Annotated in this window: 19 protein-coding genes and 1 tRNA gene; 15 read left to right on the top strand and 5 right to left on the bottom strand. The window is 58.8% G+C overall.

Annotated features, from left to right (window positions below):
- Positions 1 to 37 precede the first annotated feature (37 nt).
- The 11 genes from frr to lpxB all read left to right on the top strand — a co-directional run bounded on the left by frr (position 38) and on the right by lpxB (position 10,452).
- The gene (frr, locus tag MHM86_RS03510) at positions 38 to 601 is read left to right on the top strand and encodes a ribosome recycling factor (RefSeq protein WP_239195799.1); all 564 of its coding nucleotides are present in this window, start codon (positions 38 to 40) and stop codon (positions 599 to 601) included.
- A 13-nt stretch (positions 602 to 614) separates the two neighbouring features.
- Positions 615 to 1,379, top strand: a complete 765-nt coding sequence (locus MHM86_RS03505) for an isoprenyl transferase (RefSeq protein ID WP_239195797.1) — start codon at positions 615 to 617, stop codon at positions 1,377 to 1,379.
- Complete coding sequence (locus MHM86_RS03500) at positions 1,376 to 2,170, top strand: CDP-archaeol synthase (RefSeq protein WP_239195795.1); 795 nt, start codon at positions 1,376 to 1,378, stop codon at positions 2,168 to 2,170. Before MHM86_RS03505 ends, MHM86_RS03500 begins: the two co-directional genes overlap by 4 nt.
- Before the next feature lie 16 nt (positions 2,171 to 2,186).
- Positions 2,187 to 3,524 (top strand): RIP metalloprotease RseP, encoded by a 1,338-nt coding sequence (rseP, locus tag MHM86_RS03495; RefSeq protein ID WP_239195785.1) that lies wholly within the window; start codon positions 2,187 to 2,189, stop codon positions 3,522 to 3,524.
- Between the two features lie 174 nt (positions 3,525 to 3,698).
- Complete coding sequence (locus MHM86_RS17010) at positions 3,699 to 3,824, top strand: hypothetical protein (protein WP_255723001.1); 126 nt, start codon at positions 3,699 to 3,701, stop codon at positions 3,822 to 3,824.
- Positions 3,825 to 4,033: 209 nt separating this feature from the next.
- Positions 4,034 to 6,406: an outer membrane protein assembly factor BamA gene (gene bamA / locus MHM86_RS03490; protein WP_239195776.1), complete on the top strand. Its 2,373-nt coding sequence runs from the start codon at positions 4,034 to 4,036 to the stop codon at positions 6,404 to 6,406.
- 14 nt (positions 6,407 to 6,420) lie between these two features.
- Entirely contained in the window at positions 6,421 to 7,095 is a 675-nt protein-coding gene (locus MHM86_RS03485) for an OmpH family outer membrane protein (RefSeq protein WP_239195774.1), read from the top strand.
- Positions 7,096 to 7,201: 106 nt separating this feature from the next.
- Positions 7,202 to 7,672 (top strand): 3-hydroxyacyl-ACP dehydratase FabZ, encoded by a 471-nt coding sequence (fabZ, locus tag MHM86_RS03480; RefSeq protein WP_239195772.1) that lies wholly within the window; start codon positions 7,202 to 7,204, stop codon positions 7,670 to 7,672.
- 6 nt (positions 7,673 to 7,678) lie between these two features.
- Positions 7,679 to 8,458, top strand: coding sequence for an acyl-ACP--UDP-N-acetylglucosamine O-acyltransferase (lpxA, locus tag MHM86_RS03475; RefSeq protein WP_239195770.1), 780 nt, complete (start codon positions 7,679 to 7,681; stop codon positions 8,456 to 8,458).
- Positions 8,459 to 8,470: 12 nt separating this feature from the next.
- The gene (locus MHM86_RS03470) at positions 8,471 to 9,286 is read left to right on the top strand and encodes an LpxI family protein (RefSeq protein WP_239195768.1); all 816 of its coding nucleotides are present in this window, start codon (positions 8,471 to 8,473) and stop codon (positions 9,284 to 9,286) included.
- Complete coding sequence (gene lpxB, locus MHM86_RS03465; RefSeq protein ID WP_239195758.1) at positions 9,286 to 10,452, top strand: lipid-A-disaccharide synthase; 1,167 nt, start codon at positions 9,286 to 9,288, stop codon at positions 10,450 to 10,452. Before MHM86_RS03470 ends, lpxB begins: the two co-directional genes overlap by 1 nt.
- A 65-nt stretch (positions 10,453 to 10,517) precedes the next feature.
- Here the strand turns inward: lpxB and MHM86_RS03460 are convergent, their stop codons facing one another.
- A complete protein-coding gene (locus MHM86_RS03460) occupies positions 10,518 to 11,138 on the bottom strand; it encodes a thiamine phosphate synthase (RefSeq protein WP_239195756.1) in 621 nt (206 codons plus the stop codon).
- Between the two features lie 225 nt (positions 11,139 to 11,363).
- Between MHM86_RS03460 and MHM86_RS03455 the strand changes: the two genes are divergently transcribed.
- Both MHM86_RS03455 and MHM86_RS03450 read left to right on the top strand, forming a co-directional pair.
- Complete coding sequence (locus MHM86_RS03455) at positions 11,364 to 12,281, top strand: pirin family protein (protein ID WP_239195748.1); 918 nt, start codon at positions 11,364 to 11,366, stop codon at positions 12,279 to 12,281.
- 107 nt (positions 12,282 to 12,388) lie between these two features.
- A complete protein-coding gene (locus MHM86_RS03450; RefSeq protein ID WP_239195746.1) occupies positions 12,389 to 13,105 on the top strand; it encodes an NAD(P)H-dependent oxidoreductase in 717 nt (238 codons plus the stop codon).
- A gap of 42 nt (positions 13,106 to 13,147) precedes the next feature.
- Here MHM86_RS03450 and MHM86_RS03445 read toward each other — a convergent pair whose 3' ends face one another.
- Together MHM86_RS03445 and MHM86_RS03440 are read right to left on the bottom strand one after the other, a co-directional pair.
- Positions 13,148 to 14,071 carry a LysR family transcriptional regulator gene (locus MHM86_RS03445; protein WP_239195744.1) on the bottom strand — a complete coding sequence of 308 codons (924 nt, stop codon included), beginning with the start codon at positions 14,069 to 14,071 and terminating at the stop codon, positions 13,148 to 13,150.
- A 150-nt stretch (positions 14,072 to 14,221) separates the two neighbouring features.
- Positions 14,222 to 15,208 carry a D-glycerate dehydrogenase gene (locus MHM86_RS03440; RefSeq protein ID WP_239195735.1) on the bottom strand — a complete coding sequence of 329 codons (987 nt, stop codon included), beginning with the start codon at positions 15,206 to 15,208 and terminating at the stop codon, positions 14,222 to 14,224.
- 150 nt (positions 15,209 to 15,358) lie between these two features.
- On the opposite strand from MHM86_RS03440, the gene MHM86_RS03435 reads away from it, so the two are divergent.
- Positions 15,359 to 15,871 carry an SH3 domain-containing protein gene (locus tag MHM86_RS03435; protein ID WP_239195725.1) on the top strand — a complete coding sequence of 171 codons (513 nt, stop codon included), beginning with the start codon at positions 15,359 to 15,361 and terminating at the stop codon, positions 15,869 to 15,871.
- A 370-nt stretch (positions 15,872 to 16,241) separates the two neighbouring features.
- Positions 16,242 to 16,316: transfer RNA gene (locus tag MHM86_RS03430), tRNA-Gln, on the top strand.
- A 268-nt stretch (positions 16,317 to 16,584) separates the two neighbouring features.
- Here MHM86_RS03430 and MHM86_RS03425 read toward each other — a convergent pair.
- Together MHM86_RS03425 and tdh are read right to left on the bottom strand one after the other, a co-directional pair.
- Positions 16,585 to 17,547, bottom strand: a complete 963-nt coding sequence (locus tag MHM86_RS03425; RefSeq protein ID WP_239195721.1) for a PLP-dependent cysteine synthase family protein — start codon at positions 17,545 to 17,547, stop codon at positions 16,585 to 16,587.
- A 49-nt stretch (positions 17,548 to 17,596) separates the two neighbouring features.
- Entirely contained in the window at positions 17,597 to 18,625 is a 1,029-nt protein-coding gene (gene tdh / locus MHM86_RS03420) for an L-threonine 3-dehydrogenase (protein WP_239196891.1), read from the bottom strand.
- Positions 18,626 to 18,628: the final 3 nt, after the last annotated feature.

Genomic DNA, 18,628 nt, shown 5'->3' with positions numbered 1-18,628 from the left:
TAATCCCTGACGCAGACAACTGACGGAAACAGCAGAAATGTCCGATGATTTCATGATCGATACCGACGATCTGGAGCGCCGCATGGAAGGTGCCATGTCCAACCTCAAGACCGAATTCGCATCGCTGCGGACTGGGCGTGCCTCGGCCTCCATGCTGGAGCCGGTGATGGTTGAAGCTTACGGCCAGAAAACCCCGATCAACCAGGTGGGCACAGTAAACGTGCCGGAGCCGCGTATGGTGACGGTAAATGTCTGGGACAAATCCATGGTTGGCGCGGTCGAAAAAGCAATCCGTAACTCCGGTCTGGGCATCAACCCACAGCTCAATGGCACCATCATCATGCTGCCGATCCCCGAGCTGAACGAAGAGCGTCGCCGCGATCTGGGGCGTGTTGCCGCACAATACGCCGAAAGCGCCCGCGTTTCGATCCGCAACGTCCGCCGCGACGGTATGGATCAGATTAAGAAGGCCAAGAACGACGGCATGTCTGAGGATGACCAGAAACTCTGGGAAACCGAGGTGCAGGACCTGACCAACACCTTTATCGGCAATGTCGATAAGGCGCTTGAAGCCAAGCAAGCCGAAATCATGCAGGTCTGATCGGATCAGCACGATGTCTCAAAATAGCGACACGGCGCAGGACGCTGGCCCTCAGGATGGCCTGCAGGGCGGCCCCACAGGCCCCAATCATGTAGCGATTATCATGGATGGGAACGGGCGCTGGGCGCAGCGGCGGGGGCAGCCCCGCCTGTTCGGCCATCGTGCCGGTGCGCGCCGTGTTCGCGAAATCGTTCGTGCTTGCCCCGATCTGGGGGTGAAGTATGTCACGATCTTTGCCTTTTCGACAGAAAACTGGAAACGTACTCAGACCGAAGTTTCCGGTCTGATGACGCTGTTTCGCCATTACATCAAAAAAGAAACCCGTGCCCTGCATGACGAAGGCGTGCGGGTGCGTTTCATCGGGGACCGGGTGCGGCTGGATGCCAAACTGGTCAAGCTGATGGATGAGTTGGAAGCGCATACATCCGCCAACACCAAGGTGAATCTGACCATCGCGCTGAACTACGGCGGCCGTGATGAGGTGGCACGCGCCACTCAGCGACTGGCGCAGGACGTGGCAGATGGCCGTCTGGACCCCGCCGATGTGGGGGAGGAAACGCTGCCCAAATACCTCGACACCTGCGTGCTGCCCGATCCCGATCTGGTGATCCGCACCAGTGGTGAGGCACGGATTTCCAACTTCCTGCTGTGGCAGTCTGCCTATGCGGAATACGAATTTATCGAAACCCTGTGGCCGGATTTCACCGATGAGATTTTTGCCAATCTGGTGAAAAACTATGCCGGGCGTGATCGGCGCTTTGGTGGCGTAAAGACATGAGCATTGCATCGAAATGGACCGATCTGGGTCCGCGCGTCCTGTCGGCGCTGGTCATGGTCGCCGTGGGCGCTGCGGCGCTGTGGCAGGGCGGGGTGGCTTTTGTCCTGCTGGTGGCTGCGCTGGCTGGCCTGATGATCTGGGAATTGGTGCGCATTCTGGGGCCGAAACAGCCCGGTGCGCCGGTGCAGCTGGGGCTGTTGAGTGCCGCTGTTATTGTTGCTGTGGCGCACGTGCCAGGTGTCGCGCATCTGCCAATGTTGGTGGCTCCTTTGCTAATGGGAGCTTCTTTGCTGGCGGCAGGTAGCGCTGGTATCTGGATGGCCTATGGCGCGGTTGTGCTGTTTGGCAGCTATAGCGCTTTGGTCATCATGGGCGGACACGGCACATTCTGGCTGGGCTGGCTCGTGTCTGTCGTGGTGATGAGCGATATTGCGGGCTATTTTGCCGGCCGCACCCTTGGCGGGCCGAAGTTCTGGCCTAAAATCAGCCCCAAGAAAACATGGTCCGGCACCATTGCTGGCTGGGTCGGTGCCGCGCTGGTCGGTGTGGTGTTTGCGATGACCAGTGCAGCTGGTGCCGAGTTGATTGTTATTTCGGTCATCACCGCCTTTGCCGCGCAAATGGGTGACATTGGCGAAAGTGCGATCAAGCGCCGGTTCGGGGTCAAAGACAGCTCCAACCTGATTCCCGGCCACGGTGGTTTTCTGGACCGCTTTGACGGGATGCTGGGGGCGTTGGTCGTGGTGCTGATCGCCAGCCGGATCATCGGCTTCCTGCCAACGATTTCGTAATTCAAGAGGTATGACCTTGGACAGTCTCTCGTTGTTTTCCGCATTGGGCGGATCGCTGACAACCTTTCTGGCCTTTGTGGTGGCGCTCTCGGTCATCGTTTCGGTGCATGAATATGGCCACTACATCGTCGGTCGCTGGTCCGGCATCGAGGCAGAGGTGTTTTCGCTCGGCTTTGGTCCGGTGCTGTTTTCGCGCGTCGACAAACGCGGCACTCGCTGGCAATTCGCAGCGCTTCCTTTTGGGGGCTATGTGAAGTTTGTGGGCGATGCCAATGCGGCCTCTGTCGGGTCCGAAAACGTGGATGCGGACGCGCCCGCGCCGCGCAACACGATGGCTGGTGCGCCGCTTTGGGCGCGTGCGGCGACCGTTGCGGCCGGGCCTGTATTCAACTTTATCATGTCAATCGCGATCTTCGCCGCTATTGCTACCTTCAATGGCAGTGCGCGCCAGCCGCTGACTGTAGGGGATGTGAACATCGTCCCTTACACGGTGGACCTGCTGCCCGGGGATGAGGTGCTGGAGATCGGTGGCATCAAAGTGCCCGGTCCCGGTGATGCGCTGACCTTTGATCAGCTGCTGCGCCAGTTGCCGGTGGAATCAAACGTCGACTATCTGCTGCGTCGTGATGGGGTCGAGGTTGCCGTGCGCACCGCGCATCCGATGCCAGCTGTGGTGGTGCAACTGGCGCCCCAGTCTGCCGCCTATGAGGCAGGGCTGAAGCCTGCGGATGTGATCACCCATGTTGAGGGTGAGGAAATTCTGGCCTTCCGCCAGTTGCAACAGGCGGTTCTATCTGCCGAAGGCGCACCATTGGCGTTGACCGTCTGGCGTGGCGGTGAGGTGCTGGATGTGACCCTGTCGGCCAAACGTGTGGACGAACCCCAGCCTGATGGCGGCTATGAGACCAACTGGCGTATCGGTATTGTCGGCGGCATGCTGTTCCGCCCTGCAACCGACAACCTGTCGCCATTGCAGGGGGTGCAGGCGGGGGTCAACATGACCACCAACATTATCACCGGATCCTTCTCTGGCCTTTATCATATGGTGTCGGGCGCGATCAGTTCCTGCAACATGTCCGGCCCGCTGGGCATTGCGCAGGTCAGCGGTGCGATGGCGCGGCAGGGGGTGGAAAACTTCATCTACTTTATCGGTGTTCTGTCTACTGCTGTGGGACTGCTCAATCTGTTCCCGATCCCGGTCCTGGATGGCGGCCACCTGACGTTCTATGCCTATGAGGCCGTGACAGGCCGCAAACCCAGCGAGCGGGCGCTGCAGTTCCTGATGACACTGGGGCTGACGCTGATCCTGTCGCTGACCGCCTTTGCGCTGTTCAACGATTTCTTCTGTCCCTGATCCGGAACAGGACAGGCGGCAGACTTCAGGCGTTTAAAACTTTACCAAAAGGGGCGCGATTGTGCCCCTTTTTTGCCTTATTGAATCAGTACTCCTTCCTGACGATTGCCACAGACGCATGACGCTGCACATCGAGTGTAGGCACATGGTTTTCAGACGGAAAAGGAGATCGCAATGCAGATCATTCAGCAAGGTTACAACGGCCTCAGCCTCTTGGTCGAACTGAACTGGGATCGCATCCTGATGGTCGGAACTATCGCGTTGACGCTGGCGCTGACGGTGATGTTCTCCACACCCTGACCGATGATCAGATATAGGCCGCGCGCGGTATCCTGATCAGCCCTCTGTTAAGGTCCAGAGCGCGACATCTGCGCTGCATTCAGGCGCAAGTCTTGAGAAATCAACAGCAAAGCCCCGCCCATGTCTCACATGGGCGTTTTGCGCTTTTGACAACGGGTCGCAATCTGGATAGTCAGGACGCCAAAGGGATCTCTGATTAGGTTGATTGAATGACCAAGTTTCTGGGGGGGCGGGGCACTTCACCTGCTGAATCAAAATCGAAGCTGCGCGGTATGGGTATTGCGCTGTTTCTGTCTGCGACCACGGCACTGACCTCTGTGCCTCTTTCGGTTGCTGCGCAGAGCTTCCGGTTCAACACTGTGGCCATCGAAGGCAACCAGAGGATTGAGGATGGTACCATCCTGACCTACGCTGGTATCAGCCGCGGTCAGTCCGTGTCTGCCGGCGAGTTGAACGCAGCCTACCAGCGCATTCTGGAAAGCGGCCTGTTCGAAAGCGTCGACATCACCCCGCGCGGTGGTACGCTGGTGATTGAGGTCAAGGAATTCCCGACCGTCAATCAGGTCCGCATTGAAGGCAACCGCCGCCTCAAGGATGATGATCTGCTGCAGTTTCTGGATGTGAAACCGCGTCTGGTCTTTGATCCGGCGACAGCGGAAAAAGATGCTGCAACCATCGCCGATGTCTATAATTCGCGTGGGCGTCTGGCATCGCGTGTGACGCCGAAAATCATCCGCCGCAGCGACAACCGCGTCGATGTGGTTTTTGAGGTTTTCGAGGGCGACATCACCGAGATTGAGCGTATCAGCTTTGTCGGGAACGCGATCTATCCAGACCGCCGGCTGCGTCGCGTGCTGACCACCAAACAGGCTGGCCTGTTGCGTCGTTTTGTACAAACCGACACGTTTGTCGAAGACCGGATTGAATTCGATCGTCAGGTGCTGAGCGATTTCTACATGTCGCGCGGCTACGTTGATTTCCGCGTAGTTGGCGTTAATGCCGAACTGGCGCAGGAACGGGATGGTTATTTCATCACCTTCAACATCCATGAAGGTGACCAGTTCAAGGTTGGACAGATCACCACCACGTCGAACCTGTCGAACGTGGATCCGGATGAGTTTCAGGCAGAGCTGAAACTGACTGCCGGTGACATCTACACGCCGACCGCGATTGAAAACGCGATTTCCCGTCTGGAAGGGCTGGCCAATAAGAAGGGCCTGAACTTCGTCCGAGTGGAACCACGCATCAGCCGAAATGACCGCGATCTGACGCTGGATGTGGAATTTGAACTGGTGCGCGGCCCGCGCGTCTTTGTGGAACGTATCGATATCGAAGGCAACACCACGACGCAGGATCAGGTGCTCCGCCGTCAGTTCCGCATTGTTGAAGGCGACCCGTTCAACCCGCGTGAAATCCGCGAAACCGCCGAACGGATTCGTGCGCTTGGCTATTTCGCCAATTCCGACGTGCGCGCCCGCGAGGGCAGCCGTCCTGATCAGGTCATCGTCGACGTGAACGTCGAAGAGCAGCCTACAGGCTCGCTTAACTTTGGCGGCACCTATTCAACCAACAGCGGTCTGGGACTGGTTGTTGGCCTGAGTGAACGCAACTTTCTTGGCCGTGGCCAATCGGTCAACGTGAACGTGTCCGGCGCCGAGGGTGCACGAATTTACAGTCTGCAGTTTACCGAACCGGCGCTGCTGGGCCGCGAATTGCGTTTCTCGCTCGATGCGACCTACGCGGAAAATTCCGGCGGGGCGACGAACTTTGACACGGAAACCCTGCGGTTCCGCCCGGGGATCGGTTTCGGTCTGAGCGAAAAGAGCACCCTTGGCCTGTTCGTCAAGGCAGAGCGCATTTCGCTTAGCGCAGATGGCGATACCGCATTTGGTGGCATCGTGACCCAAGAGATCGCCCGCGAGGATGAATGGGATCTGGGGATCGGCTACTCGTTGAACTACGACAGCCGCATCAATGAGCTGGAGCGTGACCGTGGCTATCGCCTGTCTTTTGAACAGGAAGCGGGCGGTCTGAACAGTGACAACAGCTATATCAAGACCACTGCCAGCGCGATTGCGCAGACCAAGGTGTTCAATGATGAAATCACCCTGCGTGCGTCGGTCGAGGGGGGCGTTCTGGCGTTCAACAAAGGCTCCAGCCGGACTGTGGACCGTTTCCAGATCTCTGGTGGTCTGATCCGCGGCTTCCAGCCTGACGGCATCGGCCCGCGTGAGATTGTGCGTAATGCAACCACCAATGCGATCGAATCCAATGACGCACTTGGCGGTGACAAGTTTGCGGTTGCCCGCTTTGAGGCTGAATTCCCGCTGGGCCTGCCAGAGGAGTACGGTATCACCGGCGGTGTTTTCTACGACATCGGCTCTGTCTGGGGGCTTGGCTCCACCACTGGTGCTACGGGCGATATCTTCTATGATGATTTCACACCGCGTCAGGTGATTGGTCTGTCTGTCTTCTGGACCACTCCGCTGGGCCCGCTGCGTTTCAATTGGACGCAGGCGCTGCAGAAGGAAGAGTTTGACGAAGAACAGACCTTTAACCTGACGGTCTCTACCCAGTTCTGATGGCGGGGCAGGGCATGCGTTTGCGCCCCGTTCTTGGGGCTTTGGCATTGGCCATGCTGACAGGCATGGCCAACGTGCCGATTGCGTCTGCGCAGAATTCGGTGCCGGAAAATCTGGGTGTGCCCCAATCGCAAGTGTTGGCGATCGACAGTGACCGCTTCTTTCGTCAGTCCAGTTTTGGCCTGCGGGCGCTGGCCGAATTTGAGGCTGCGGGTCAGCGGCTGGATGCGGAAAACACCCGTATCGCTCAGGAGCTGCGCGATGAAGAGCAGGCGCTGACCAGACGTCGCGCCAGCCTCACCGCTGCAACCTTCGCGCAGTTGGCCGATGCATTTGATCAGAAGGTGCAGCGCATCCGCAACGAACAAAGCGCCAAGCAGCAGGTGATCGAATCCCGTCTGGAACTGGCGGAACGAATGTTTCTGCAGGCAGCCTTGCCAGTTCTTGAAAACTTGATGGCCGAAAGCGGTGCGGCGCTGATCGTGGAAAAACGTGATGTGTTCATTGCTTCGTTGTCGATTGAGATCACTGATCAGGCAATTGCACGGATCAATGTAGAACTGGGCGACGGGTTGCGTGATATCGCCGGTCAACCGCCCGCAGAGGGGGGGGACGGCGACACAGAGGAAACCGTGACGGATTCTGATCAGCCCGCGGATTCATCGGCACCCGTCCCCACCGACCAATAGAAATTTCTGCAGGCTCCGCGCGCCCTGCAGGGCCTGCACGCTTGCCCCGACAAGCCCGAATTGTTAGGGATCGGCGCTAAGAACATGTCGTCAGAAAGGACACACCATGACCGAGCAGCTGCTGTCAGCGGATATCGACCTGATCCAACGGATCATCCCACATCGCTATCCCTTCCTGCTGGTGGATAAAGTGGTGGACATCGACGGCTACCAGTCCGGTCGCGGCATCAAGAACGTCACCATGAACGAGCCCCACTTTCAAGGTCACTTTCCCGGCAAGCCGATCATGCCCGGTGTGACCATTGTTGAGGCAATGGCGCAAACCGCTGCTGTGATGGTTGGCACCGCGCTGGATATGGCGGACAAGAACATGCTGGTTTATTTCATGGCCATCGACAAGGCCAAGTTCCGTCGCATGGTTGTCCCCGGTGACGTGCTGGAAATGAACGTTACCACCACCCGCGGCAAACCGGGCGGCAAGGTCTGGAAATTCGCCGGTGTCGCAACAGTCGAAGGCGAAATGGCCTGCGAATGCGAATTTACCGCGATGATGGACCTCAGTGCCAACGCTGGGTGATCGGGGATGAGCGCTGATATTCACCCCTCTGCCATTATCGAGGATGGCGCCACTATCGGCGCGGGCTGCAAGATCGGCCCGTTCTGCGTTGTTGGCAAGGACGTAGTTTTGCACGACCGCGTGGAGTTGAAGAGCCATGTCGTTGTCACGGGTCAGACCTCTGTGGGCGAGGATACGGTTATCTTCTCCTTCTCGGTGATCGGCGAGATCCCTCAGGATCTGAAATTCAACGGTGAGACGACCCGTCTGGAAATCGGCGCCCGCAACCGGATCCGGGAACATGTGACCATGAACACCGGCACCGAAGGGGGCGGCGGTCTGACCAAGGTTGGTGATGACGGGCTGTTCATGGCCGGCTGTCACGTTGCGCATGATGCTATCATTGGCGATCGGGTGATTGTTGTGAATTCCACCGCGGTGGCGGGCCACTGTCATATCGGTGATGATGTGATCATCGGCGGTCTCTGCGGCATCCATCAGTGGGTGCGCATCGGGCAGGGCGCCATTATCGGTGCGCTGTCGATGGTGACTGCAGACGTGATTCCGTACGGTCTGGTACAGGCCCCGCGGGGCGAATTGGACGGTCTGAACCTTGTGGGCCTGAAACGCCGCGGCGTTCCACGTGGCGATATCACGGCTCTGCGCGCAGCGCTGAAGGCAATGGCGAGCGGCGATGGCACCTTTCAGGAGCGCGTGCGTGGTCTGGATGCAGACAGCGAATATGTCCGCCAGATCGTCGAGTTCGTGACAGGGGCCTCTGACCGCTCCTTCCTGACACCCAGCTAAAGGGGCGATCTGATGGGGCGTTTGGCAATCCTTTCCGGTGATGGGGCCTTGCCCGTTGCCCTGTCCGCAGCGCATCCCGATGCGCTGTGCGTGTGTTTTGAGGGCGTGGCGCATCAGGTGACCGGCATGGTTGAAAACCACCGGTTTGAACGTCTGGGTGAGATGTTCGATGCCCTGCGCGCGGCAGGCGTCACCCGTGTGGTTATGGCGGGTTCGATGAGCCGCCCGCCCCTGGATCCCGCCGCCCTTGATCCTTTCATGATCGCCCTTGCGCCGCGCCTTATGGCTGCGATGCAGGGCGGCGATGACGCGTTGTTACGTTTGATTATCGCAGTCATCGAGGATGAGGGTTTTACCGTTCTGGGGGCCCATGAACTGTTGAAAGGTCTGACTGCGGAACCTGCGCTGCTGGTAGGCTCTGCTCCGGATGAGGCTGCAACAGCTGATATCATCCGCGCCGCTGACATTCTGACGGCGCTGTCGCCTCATGATGTGGGGCAGGGCTGCGTGGTTGCCGGTGGTCTGGTGCTGGCGGTTGAGACGCTGCAAGGCACCGAGTTTATGCTCGACACAGTGCGTCGCACTGCACCGCATCTGCGCCGTGGCAGCAAAGGGGTGTTCGTGAAGGCCGCCAAAAAAGGTCAGGACCTGCGCGTGGATATGCCTGCGATCGGTCCGGATACTGTGGCGCAGGTTGCCGCGGCGGGTCTGGCGGGGATTGCGGTGCAGGCAGAGCATGTGATGATTCTGGAACGTGATCAGACCATTTCGGCGGCGCATAAGGCCGGTATTTTTATTATTGGTCAGGTGTTTGAGGGGTTATCCTAATGCAGATCTTCTTGATTGCGGGGGAGGCGTCGGGCGATCGTCTGGGAGCCGCGCTGATGGCGGGTCTGTCGGAACTGCTGGAAGATCAGGTGGACTTCCTCGGCGTTGGTGGTCCGCTTATGCAGGCTGAAGGGATGCAGAGCCTTTTTCCAATGGATGAGTTGTCCGTCATGGGACTGGCCGAAATCCTGCCGAAATACCGCCAGCTGAAACGCCGTATTGCCCAAACCGCTGATGCGGCTCTGGCGGCAAAACCTGATGTGATCATCTCTATCGACAGCCCTGATTTTTGCCTGCGGGTGGCGAAATTGGTGAAAGCTGTCAGTAACATACGAACCGTGCATTACGTCGCCCCTTCGGTGTGGGCATGGCGTGAGGGACGGGCTGCGAAGATGGCGAAGGTGATTGACCACGTTTTGGCGCTCTTGCCGTTTGAGCCGCCGCTGATGGAAGCGGCGGGGATGGAGTGCAGTTTCGTTGGTCATCCGGTGGTGTCCGAACCTCAGGCCAGCGCAGCAGAGGCCACTTTGTTCCGCGCCAAACATCGGATGGGGCAGGGTAAGACACTGTTGGTGCTGCCCGGATCGCGGCGAGGGGAGGTCAGCCGTCTGGCCCCAACATTCGGCACCGTATTGTCTGATGTGGTGGCGCAGACACCGGACTTGAACGTGGTGATCCCGACGACGTCAAATGTAACCGATCTGGTGCGGGAACAGGTGGCAGGGTGGCCGGTGCAGCCCATCGTGATGGACCCACGCGGTATAGATCCGGCCATTTACAAACTGGAAAAGGCTGCTGCCTTTGCCGCTGCAGATGCGGCGCTGGCGGCATCGGGGACTGTGTCGCTGGAACTGGCGGCTGCGGCCACACCGATGGTCATCGCCTATGACATGAACTGGCTGAGCCGGATCATCATTTCGCGGATGTTGAAGGTGGACACCGTGACGCTGGTTAATCTGGTCTCTGACACCCGTACCATTCCCGAATTTATCGGTAAAGATTGCCAGCCAGAGCGGATCGCCCCTGCGGTCCTGAAGGTGCTGGAAGGTGCGCGCGGTCAGCAAGAGGCGATGGAACTGACGATGCAGCGCCTTGGCCGTGGTGGTCAGCGTCCGGGGTTGCGCGCGGCCCATGCGGTTCTGCGTGGCATGGGTGTGCAGGTTTAACGGAACTGTACTCATTTGGTGGGGTGGGGAAATCTGATGCCAGATTTCCGCCCGCGTCGTTTCACTTAGCTGAATTGCGCTTTCAGGTCGGCCAGTGCTTGGACCGGGCCCTCTGCGTTCCAGATTTCTTCGCCGATGCCGAAGAAATCGGTGAAGGGGGAGATCTCACGTACGATTTCGGGGGTCAGGGCACCCTCGGCGACCACTGGCACCTCGATCATTTCGGACCACCACTGGAACAGGTCACGCTCTGCGACAGAGCCATCGTTGAGGCCAGTGTCACGTAGTGGGCCAAAGGCCACGTAATCGCTGCCCGCTTCCCCTGCCGACATGCCGTCATGGCTGGAGGCACCGCAGAAAGCGCCAACGATCGCGTCCTGCCCCAGCGCCTTGCGGGTCTTGCGCACCGAACGGGAGCCGTCGGTCAGGTGTACACCATCCAGACCCAGACGTTCGACCAGCAGCATGTGGTTGTCGATCACCAGCGCCACGTCGCGGGAATACGTCACTTCGCGCAGGGCATCTGCGGCGCGGCTGATCTTATCTTCATCGCGCGTCGCCAAGGCCAGACGCACGCAGGCCACCTCATGTGCGTCCAGCACAGCGGCCAGACGATCGGGGAAGCGCGACAGCTCTACTTCAGGGGGGGTGATCAGGTAGATTTGGGGCTGCTCAACCTCTGACATGGCGCGGGCTCCTTTATTTCGGGCGCAACGGGCCCTGCTTTTCATGCGTTCGCGCCGCTATACATTGGTTTTTTTGCTTTGGCTATTGTCTGGCGGGAATTTCAAGCCTGCGGCGGGCGCAACCCCATAGCCTGCGCATTTGCGCACAAGTCTGGTGAGGCGGCAGGGATTTTCCTGTGACGGTGACAAGGACATATTCTAAGCCACAGCCAAGGAGAGCACACCATGACCTTTCGACCTGTTGTAGCCACCAGCCAGTCCCAACCCGCGATCGAGGGCGCGGGCGTGCATCTGCGCCGTGTCTTCGGCTTTGATGATCCCAGTCTGACGGATCCGTTCCTGATGATGGATGACTTCCGCAACGATGACCCTCGCATGTATGCTAAAGGATTCCCCTGGCACCCCCATCGCGGGATTGAGACGATTACCTATGTGCTGGAGGGGGAGGTGGAGCATGCCGACAGTCTGGGTAACAAGGGGCTGTTGGGGGCGGGGTCGCTGCAATGGATGACCGCGGGATCTGGCATCCTGCATCAGGAAATGCCGCAGGGCGACGCGCAGGGTCGGATGCACGGGTTTCAGTTGTGGGCGAACCTGCCGCGTGATCTGAAGATGACTGCGCCGCGCTATCAGGACATCGCTGCCGCCGACCTGCCGATTGAGGGCGACGAGGACGGTACGCTGGTCAAGGTGTTGATCGGCTCCTTCTGGGGCAAGAGCAGTCCAGTGGATGGCATTGCCGCTGACCCGATGCTGCTCGATATCTTTGTGCCTGCAGGTCGGCGCAAGACCTTCCGCGTCGATACCCGTGCCAATGCGTTGGCCTATGTCTTTGCCGGATCGGGGCGGTTTCGTGATGCGTCGGATCCGATCGGCATTCAGGTCGAAAAAGAGTATCAGGGTCAGGAACTGGCGTTGCGTGATTACAGCGGTAACCGGACGCTGGTGCGCTTTGGGTCAGGTGATGAAATCACGGTGGAGGCAGGCAGTGACGGTTTGCGGTTCCTGTTGATGACCGGCCAGCCCATTCAGGAACCGGTGGCATGGCATGGACCCATTGTGATGAACACCCGCGATGAATTGGTGCAGGCCTTCGATGAATTGAATAATGGCACCTTCATCAAACAGGGCGCGCGAGGCTAATCACCGATTATCTGCCAAAACGGAATTCTGTTTTGGCAGATGCCTTTCTACCGCTCAGGCGACGCGCCCATTAGGTCCACTGCAACGATTTTATTGGAGTAGACCAGATGAAAAATATCCCAGACCACACCCCGAATATAGCCCAAGTTCAGACTCAAGTTCTGGACGCTTTCAGCTTTCGCCATGCCTGTAAAGTGTTTGATGGCGAACGTAAAATCGACGACTCTGTCTTTGACACTATTCTAGAAGCCGCACGCCTGTCGCCGACCTCTTTTGGTCATGAACCCTACAAGATCCTGATGATCCAAAACCCCAAAAGCCGCGACCTGCTGCGTGATTTCGCCTGGGGTGCAAATGGCGCGACTAACGGCACGGCGGGGCAGCTGGGCACCGCCAGCCACTTTGCCGTGTTGCTGGCGCATACAGGCGAAACCATGACCGCAGGATCTGACTATCTGCAGAAATTCTACCGCGATGTGAAACAGCTGCCTGAGGATGTGATCGCCTTCCTGAACGACGCATACGGCACCTTCCAGTCCCGCGACCACGGCGTCAGCACCGCGCGCGAAATCACCGATTGGTCCGGCAAACAGGCCTATATCGTGCTGGCAAATATGATGACCGCCGCTGCGCTCTTGGGTGTGGACAGCTGCCCGATCGAAGGGTTTGAGATGGACAAAACCGTGGCTGTTCTGCAAGAGCACTTTGGCGTTGACCCCAAGTTTTATAAACCTGCTGTCATGGTTGCCTTCGGCTATCGCGTGGATGAGCCGGCCTTTGGCAAGACCCGCCGCGATATAGAGCAGATCGTCGAATGGGTGTGATGCTGTGAACATTGAGCGCCCCCTGGATCAGGGGGCGTGCGCTTATTTGGGCAGGCTCAGCCCGCGTTCCCAGATGGGGTCTGTACCGATCTCTGCGATCAGGAAATCCATAAAAACGCGGACCTTGGCCGAGACGGTTGTGCTCTTGGGGTAGATCAGCCACAGAACCGATCCGTCCGCGATATCGTAATCGGGCAGCACCCGCACCAGCGCACCGGATCGCAACTCTTCGTGTACGCACCACAGCGCGCAAAAAGCGATGCCCGCGCCGGAAATCGTTGCAATTTTGTGGCTGGTGCCATCATCAATGGTCAATCGGCTGCGCGCCTGCTGTGGGTCAAATCGCGCCATCGTGCCGTCCTGGTGACGCAGTGGCTTCACCTCCTGATCCGTGAAGGCAATCAGATCGTGACTCGCCAGATCATCTGGCGTCTGAGGCGTGCCGCGTCTTCCCAGATAGCTGGGCGCTGCGCAGAGGATGCGGTGATCATCGGCCAGCTTGCGCCCTTTGAGACTGGTATCCTCCAGTGCGGAATTGCGGATCGCCAGATCAAAACTGCCCTCGATCAGATCAAAAACCCGATCCGACAGCCGCATGTCCAGCGTGATACCGGGGTAACAGGCCAGAAACTTCGGAAGGAGTGGCGCGATATAAGTCTGTGCGAAGGTGCTGGGCGCAGTGAAGCGCAATGTGCCCTTGGGCGATGTGTCGCCCTTGCCCAACGCGGCCAGCCCTTCCTCCTCTTGCGCAATCATTTCGCGTGCATAAGGCAGAAAGGCTGCACCTTCCTGTGACAGCGATACCTTGCGGGTGGAGCGGTGCAACAGATCCGCGCCCAAGGCATGTTCCAGCTTCGCCAACCGCGCACTGGCGACGGCCGGTGCCAGTCCCAACTGACGCCCTGCAGCGGAAATGTTCAGCTTGTCCGCCGCCAGTACAAACAGGCGCAGGCTGTCGGTGTCCATAAGGTGCTCTCTTTTGCGGAATGCGGTTTGGGGGAAGGGTGTGCGATCTAAGTGGGGCGTCCGCGGCTGTTAATCAATGTCACGCGGTCAGGCGGCAACAAAAAAGGCGGCCCATGGACCGCCTCTGTTCTCTCTTATCGCGTTCTCGCCTCAGTCCAGCGCTTGCAGTACCAGATCGGGGGGGCGGTGGCCGTCGGCGAAGGTTTTGACGTTCAGCATCACTTTCTGGCCCATCTCAACGCGGCCTTCCTGTGTCGCCGATCCCATATGCGGCAGCATGACCACATTGGACATGGCGCGAAGATCTGGGTTTGCCTCGGTCCCATGTTCATACACATCAAGGCCCGCGCCAGCCAGCTGGCCTGCCTGCAACTGACGGGTCAGGGCGTTTTCGTCAATCACTTCACCGCGCGACGTGTTCACGATCACAGCCGACGGTTTCATCAGGCGCAAACGGCGGGCGTTCATCAGGTGGAAGGTTGACGGCGTGTGCGGACAGTTGATCGACAGCACGTCTATCCGCGCCACCATCTGATCAAGGCTTTCCCAATAGGTCGCCTCCAACTCTTCTTCGATCTCAGGACGCAGGCGGGTGCGGTTGTGATAATGTACCTGCATTCCAAAAGCACGGGCTCGGCGGGCCACAGCCTGACCAATGCGGCCCATGCCGAGAATGCCCAGACGACGCCCCGCAACGCGGCCGCCAAGGAAGGCAGTGGGGGCCCAGCCGTTCCAATCACCGCTTTGCATCGCGGTCAAACCTTCGGGGATGCGGCGTGTGACAGCCAGGATAAGCGCCATGGTCATGTCGGCGGTATCATCGGTCAGAACACCGGGGGTATTGGTCACCTGAATGCCGCGCTGACGGGCAGTGGCCACATCAATATGATCGACACCGGCGCCATAGTTGGCGATTAACCGCAGCTGCGGGCCAGCCTGACCGATGAGCCCGTTGTCGATCCGGTCATTCAGGGTCGGGATCAACACATCCGCTTCGCGCATCGCCGCCGCCAGCTCATCGCGACTCATCGGCGTATCATCACTGCGCAGCTTTACATCGAACAGCTCCATCAGGCGGGTCTCTACCACCTCTGGCAAGCGTCGCGTCACAACAACACTCAGACGTCCAGATGCCATCTTGGCTTTCCTCTTCTTTAAATCTCGGCCTGTTACTGGCACAGTGCGGGATAAAGCGTCGGGCCACAAGGGGTCCGCAATAATATTTCACGAGCAGCAGGGGCATCTGTAACAAACCGCCCCCGCCAAACCCGAAGGAGCGTTGCCGGAATGCAAAGGCGTCGCCTGTTTGTGGCCCTCGCGGCTGCCCTCACTCTTTCTACGTCCTTTACGGTGCAGCCTGCCGCCGCAGAGGAGCGTGGTCCGGTCACCAACCTGCCGCTGCCGCGCTTTGTGTCGGTGAAAGCGGCAGAGGCAAACGTGCGCCGTGGTCCTTCGCTGACACATCGAATCGATTGGGTGTTCAAACGCCGCAATATGCCGGTTGAGGTGACCGCAGAGTTCGGCCATTGGCGCCGTGTGCGCGATCGCGACGGGGCAGGGGGCTGGGTGCATTATGCGCTGCTTTCCGGGGTGCGACATGTGATTGTTGATCAGGACATGCTGCCGCTGAATATCCGCCCTGATGCGAAATCCGCGATTTCCGCCCGTCTGGAACGCGGTGTGATCGCGCGGATGGAAAAATGCACGCCAGACTGGTGCCGCCTGAATGCTGGTGGCTATCGTGGCTGGGCGCCCAAGGATGCGTTGTGGGGCGTGGGCGCCAAAGAAGTGAAGGACTGAGGGCGCGGCGCGGCGCAAAAAAAGCGCATCGCCGAGTCGGGTTATAATCTGGTTTTTGCGAGCCTGTTTGTCATTCGGAATCGTGTGAGGGCATCTTCGGGCGATTCCGGTCTAAGGGTTGTCTTTTCATGTGGGGCAAACGAATTGCGCGAATTGCGCCGCCATGCTCCCCGGTCTAAGCTGCTGAGAGCAGACTAAATAAACGTCCCGCCAGCGCCGTCGAAACGCAATAATCGGCGAAACCCCAAGATTTATTGGCCCTTTTGCTACCCTGCACAACCGACCGGATTTTTTGCTAAAAAACTGTCACTTTTTGTGAAAAGAGGTCTTGCACCCCCCCGCCGCTTTACGTAAAAACCGCCACACAAGTTGGGGTGTAGCCAAGTGGTAAGGCACCGGTTTTTGGTACCGCGCACCGTAGGTTCGAATCCTACCACCCCAGCCATTTTCCTCTTAAGTCTCTGATTTAAAACGCCTGTTGGCGTGCTTCTAAATTGCGATCTGATTTCGGCTCGGTTTGGCGATACTCGTGCATAAGGGCGGTGATGCCGGTGTGATCCGCGGGAAAGTCGTGAGAAAAGAGTGGGGACGCCTGATTGGGCTGGCGGCGATTGTTTGCTTCCGGTCAATAGAAATCAGTTGGCTGAGATCTCGCCAGACGCCCGAACAGAAAATGAAGCTGCGCGTTGTCGCGCAGCTCCTGAGGTCTGCGCTTAGGCAAACAGATCGGTCGACAGATACTTCAACCCGCTGTCACAGATGATCACGGCGATAGTTTGTCTTTTGTGCGGACCTTTCAACAACTCGATTGCCGCCGCGACATTGGCCCCCGCCGAGAATCCAGCGAAGATCCCCTCAAACTGCGCCAGATCGCGGGCGGTTTGGCGGGCGGTGTCGCCATCCACCTGCAGGAACCCGTCCCAATTCATGCCGCGCAGGAAATCGAGATCTCCCATCACATAGCCGCCGCCCTGAATGGGATGTTCTGCGCGCTCCACGTCCTGACCAGCGATCACTGCAGCCCCCGCAGGTTCCACCGGATAGCATTTGATCGCGGGGTTTTGGCTGCGCAGGTATTTGGACGTGCCCGCCAGCGTGCCGCCAGAGCCGACAAAATCGCAAAACGCATCGATGCTGCCACCGGATTGCTGCCATAGCTCGGGGCCGGTCATCTGTTCATGTGATCCCGGATTGCCAGTGCGGCGGAACTGATCGGCGCGGAAGGCGCCGCGTTCATTGGCCAACTCCCCCGCGACACGGTCCACCTCTGCCAGATCCGCGCCCGACACTTCGCCAGGACGGCTATCGGGCAATTGGTCCACCAGCACCACCTCTGCCCCAAGTGCGGCCATCATGCGGGCCCGTTCGGGTGAGTTGCCTTTCGACATAACCGCCACAAAGGGATAGCCCTTGATCCCGCAAATGATCGCAAGGCCCGTGCCCATGTTGCCGCTGGTCAGTTCCACCACAGTTTGGCCGGGTTTCAGCGAACCGTCACGTTCGGCCGCTTCAATCACACCAAGGGCAGCGCGGTCCTTCTTGGAAAAGCCGGGGTTCAGGTGATCCAGCTTGGCCAGAATGGTGCCTTCGCAACCATAGTGTTTGACCAGCCGGTCCAGACGCACCAGCGGGGTGTTGCCAATGGCGCCAAGGATAGAGTCGAGTGTTTGTGTCATTGTCTCTTGTCCCGAAGGAGTATTACAGGCAGACCTTAGGGCTGCGATCTCAGGTCCAGTTCAGCACAACCTTGCCGGATTGGCCGGACTTCATCGCGGCAAAACCGGTGGCAAAATCGTCAACATCAAATTGATGGGTGATCACGCGGCTGACATCCAGCCCGTTTTGCAGCATGGCGATCATTTTGTACCATGTTTCAAACATCTCTCGTCCATAGACGCCCTTGATGGTGATCGCCTTGAACACGATGCGTGACCAATCGACGGGCGACTTGCCCGGCGGAATGCCCAGCAGCGCAATTTTTCCGCCCATCACCAAGGCCTCGACCATCTGATCCAGTGCGACCTGACTGCCGGACATTTCCAGCCCGACGTCAAACCCTTCCTTTAGCCCCAGTTCGGTGATGACATCCTTCAGATCTTCTACTGCCACGTTTACCGCGCGGCAGGTGGGCACCACATATGCGGCCAATTTGAGGCGATCAGGATTGATATCGGTGATCACCACATTGCGCGCGCCCGCATGGCGGGCAACCGCCGCAGCCATGATGCCGATGGGGCCAGCGCCGGTGATCAGCACGTCCTCCCCCAACAGATCAAAACTGAGCGCGGTGTGCACCGCGTTGCCCAAAGGATCAAGGATCGCGCCGATCTCATCAGGAATGTCATCGGGCAAGGGGATGACGTTGAACGCAGGTAGTTTCAGATATTGCGCAAAGGCGCCCTGTTCATTGACCCCGATGCCGCGCGTGCCGGGATCCAGATGAAACTTGCCCGCACGGGATTGACGACTATCGGTGCCGATCAAATGACCCTCGCCCGAACAGCGCTGGCCGATCTCCAGTCCCGTGACCTCTTTGCCGATCTCCACAATCTCACCGGCGAACTCATGGCCAGTGATCATCGGCACCGGCACCGTGTGCGCGGCCCAGTCATCCCAGTTCCAGATGTGAATGTCCGTGCCGCAGATGCCGGTTTTGTTCACACGGATCAGCACCTCATCTGGACCAATCTCCGGCACTGGTGCCTGCACCATCCACAGGCCTGCCTCTGGTTTCGATTTTTCCAGCGCTTTCATCGT

It is taken from the genome of Thalassobius sp. Cn5-15 (assembly GCF_022347685.1).
In the GTDB taxonomy this organism is placed as follows: domain Bacteria; phylum Pseudomonadota; class Alphaproteobacteria; order Rhodobacterales; family Rhodobacteraceae; genus Thalassobius.
Note: the sequence above shows the minus strand (reverse complement) of the source record. Positions and strands in the feature narration are given on the sequence as shown.

Coding starts and splice junctions, on each gene's coding strand:
- fabZ (WP_239195772.1), top strand. CDS start 7,202: ATGACCGAGCAGCTGCTGTCAGCGGATATCGACCTGATCCAACGGATC.
- lpxB (WP_239195758.1), top strand. CDS start 9,286: ATGCAGATCTTCTTGATTGCGGGGGAGGCGTCGGGCGATCGTCTGGGA.
- MHM86_RS03445 (WP_239195744.1), bottom strand. CDS start 14,071: ATGGACACCGACAGCCTGCGCCTGTTTGTACTGGCGGCGGACAAGCTG.
- MHM86_RS03485 (WP_239195774.1), top strand. CDS start 6,421: ATGCGTTTGCGCCCCGTTCTTGGGGCTTTGGCATTGGCCATGCTGACA.
- MHM86_RS03460 (WP_239195756.1), bottom strand. CDS start 11,138: ATGTCAGAGGTTGAGCAGCCCCAAATCTACCTGATCACCCCCCCTGAA.
- MHM86_RS17010 (WP_255723001.1), top strand. CDS start 3,699: ATGCAGATCATTCAGCAAGGTTACAACGGCCTCAGCCTCTTGGTCGAA.
- tdh (WP_239196891.1), bottom strand. CDS start 18,625: ATGAAAGCGCTGGAAAAATCGAAACCAGAGGCAGGCCTGTGGATGGTG.
- MHM86_RS03500 (WP_239195795.1), top strand. CDS start 1,376: ATGAGCATTGCATCGAAATGGACCGATCTGGGTCCGCGCGTCCTGTCG.
- frr (WP_239195799.1), top strand. CDS start 38: ATGTCCGATGATTTCATGATCGATACCGACGATCTGGAGCGCCGCATG.
- MHM86_RS03425 (WP_239195721.1), bottom strand. CDS start 17,547: ATGACACAAACACTCGACTCTATCCTTGGCGCCATTGGCAACACCCCG.
- MHM86_RS03440 (WP_239195735.1), bottom strand. CDS start 15,208: ATGGCATCTGGACGTCTGAGTGTTGTTGTGACGCGACGCTTGCCAGAG.
- MHM86_RS03435 (WP_239195725.1), top strand. CDS start 15,359: ATGCAAAGGCGTCGCCTGTTTGTGGCCCTCGCGGCTGCCCTCACTCTT.
- lpxA (WP_239195770.1), top strand. CDS start 7,679: ATGAGCGCTGATATTCACCCCTCTGCCATTATCGAGGATGGCGCCACT.
- bamA (WP_239195776.1), top strand. CDS start 4,034: ATGACCAAGTTTCTGGGGGGGCGGGGCACTTCACCTGCTGAATCAAAA.
- MHM86_RS03470 (WP_239195768.1), top strand. CDS start 8,471: ATGGGGCGTTTGGCAATCCTTTCCGGTGATGGGGCCTTGCCCGTTGCC.
- MHM86_RS03505 (WP_239195797.1), top strand. CDS start 615: ATGTCTCAAAATAGCGACACGGCGCAGGACGCTGGCCCTCAGGATGGC.
- MHM86_RS03455 (WP_239195748.1), top strand. CDS start 11,364: ATGACCTTTCGACCTGTTGTAGCCACCAGCCAGTCCCAACCCGCGATC.
- MHM86_RS03450 (WP_239195746.1), top strand. CDS start 12,389: ATGAAAAATATCCCAGACCACACCCCGAATATAGCCCAAGTTCAGACT.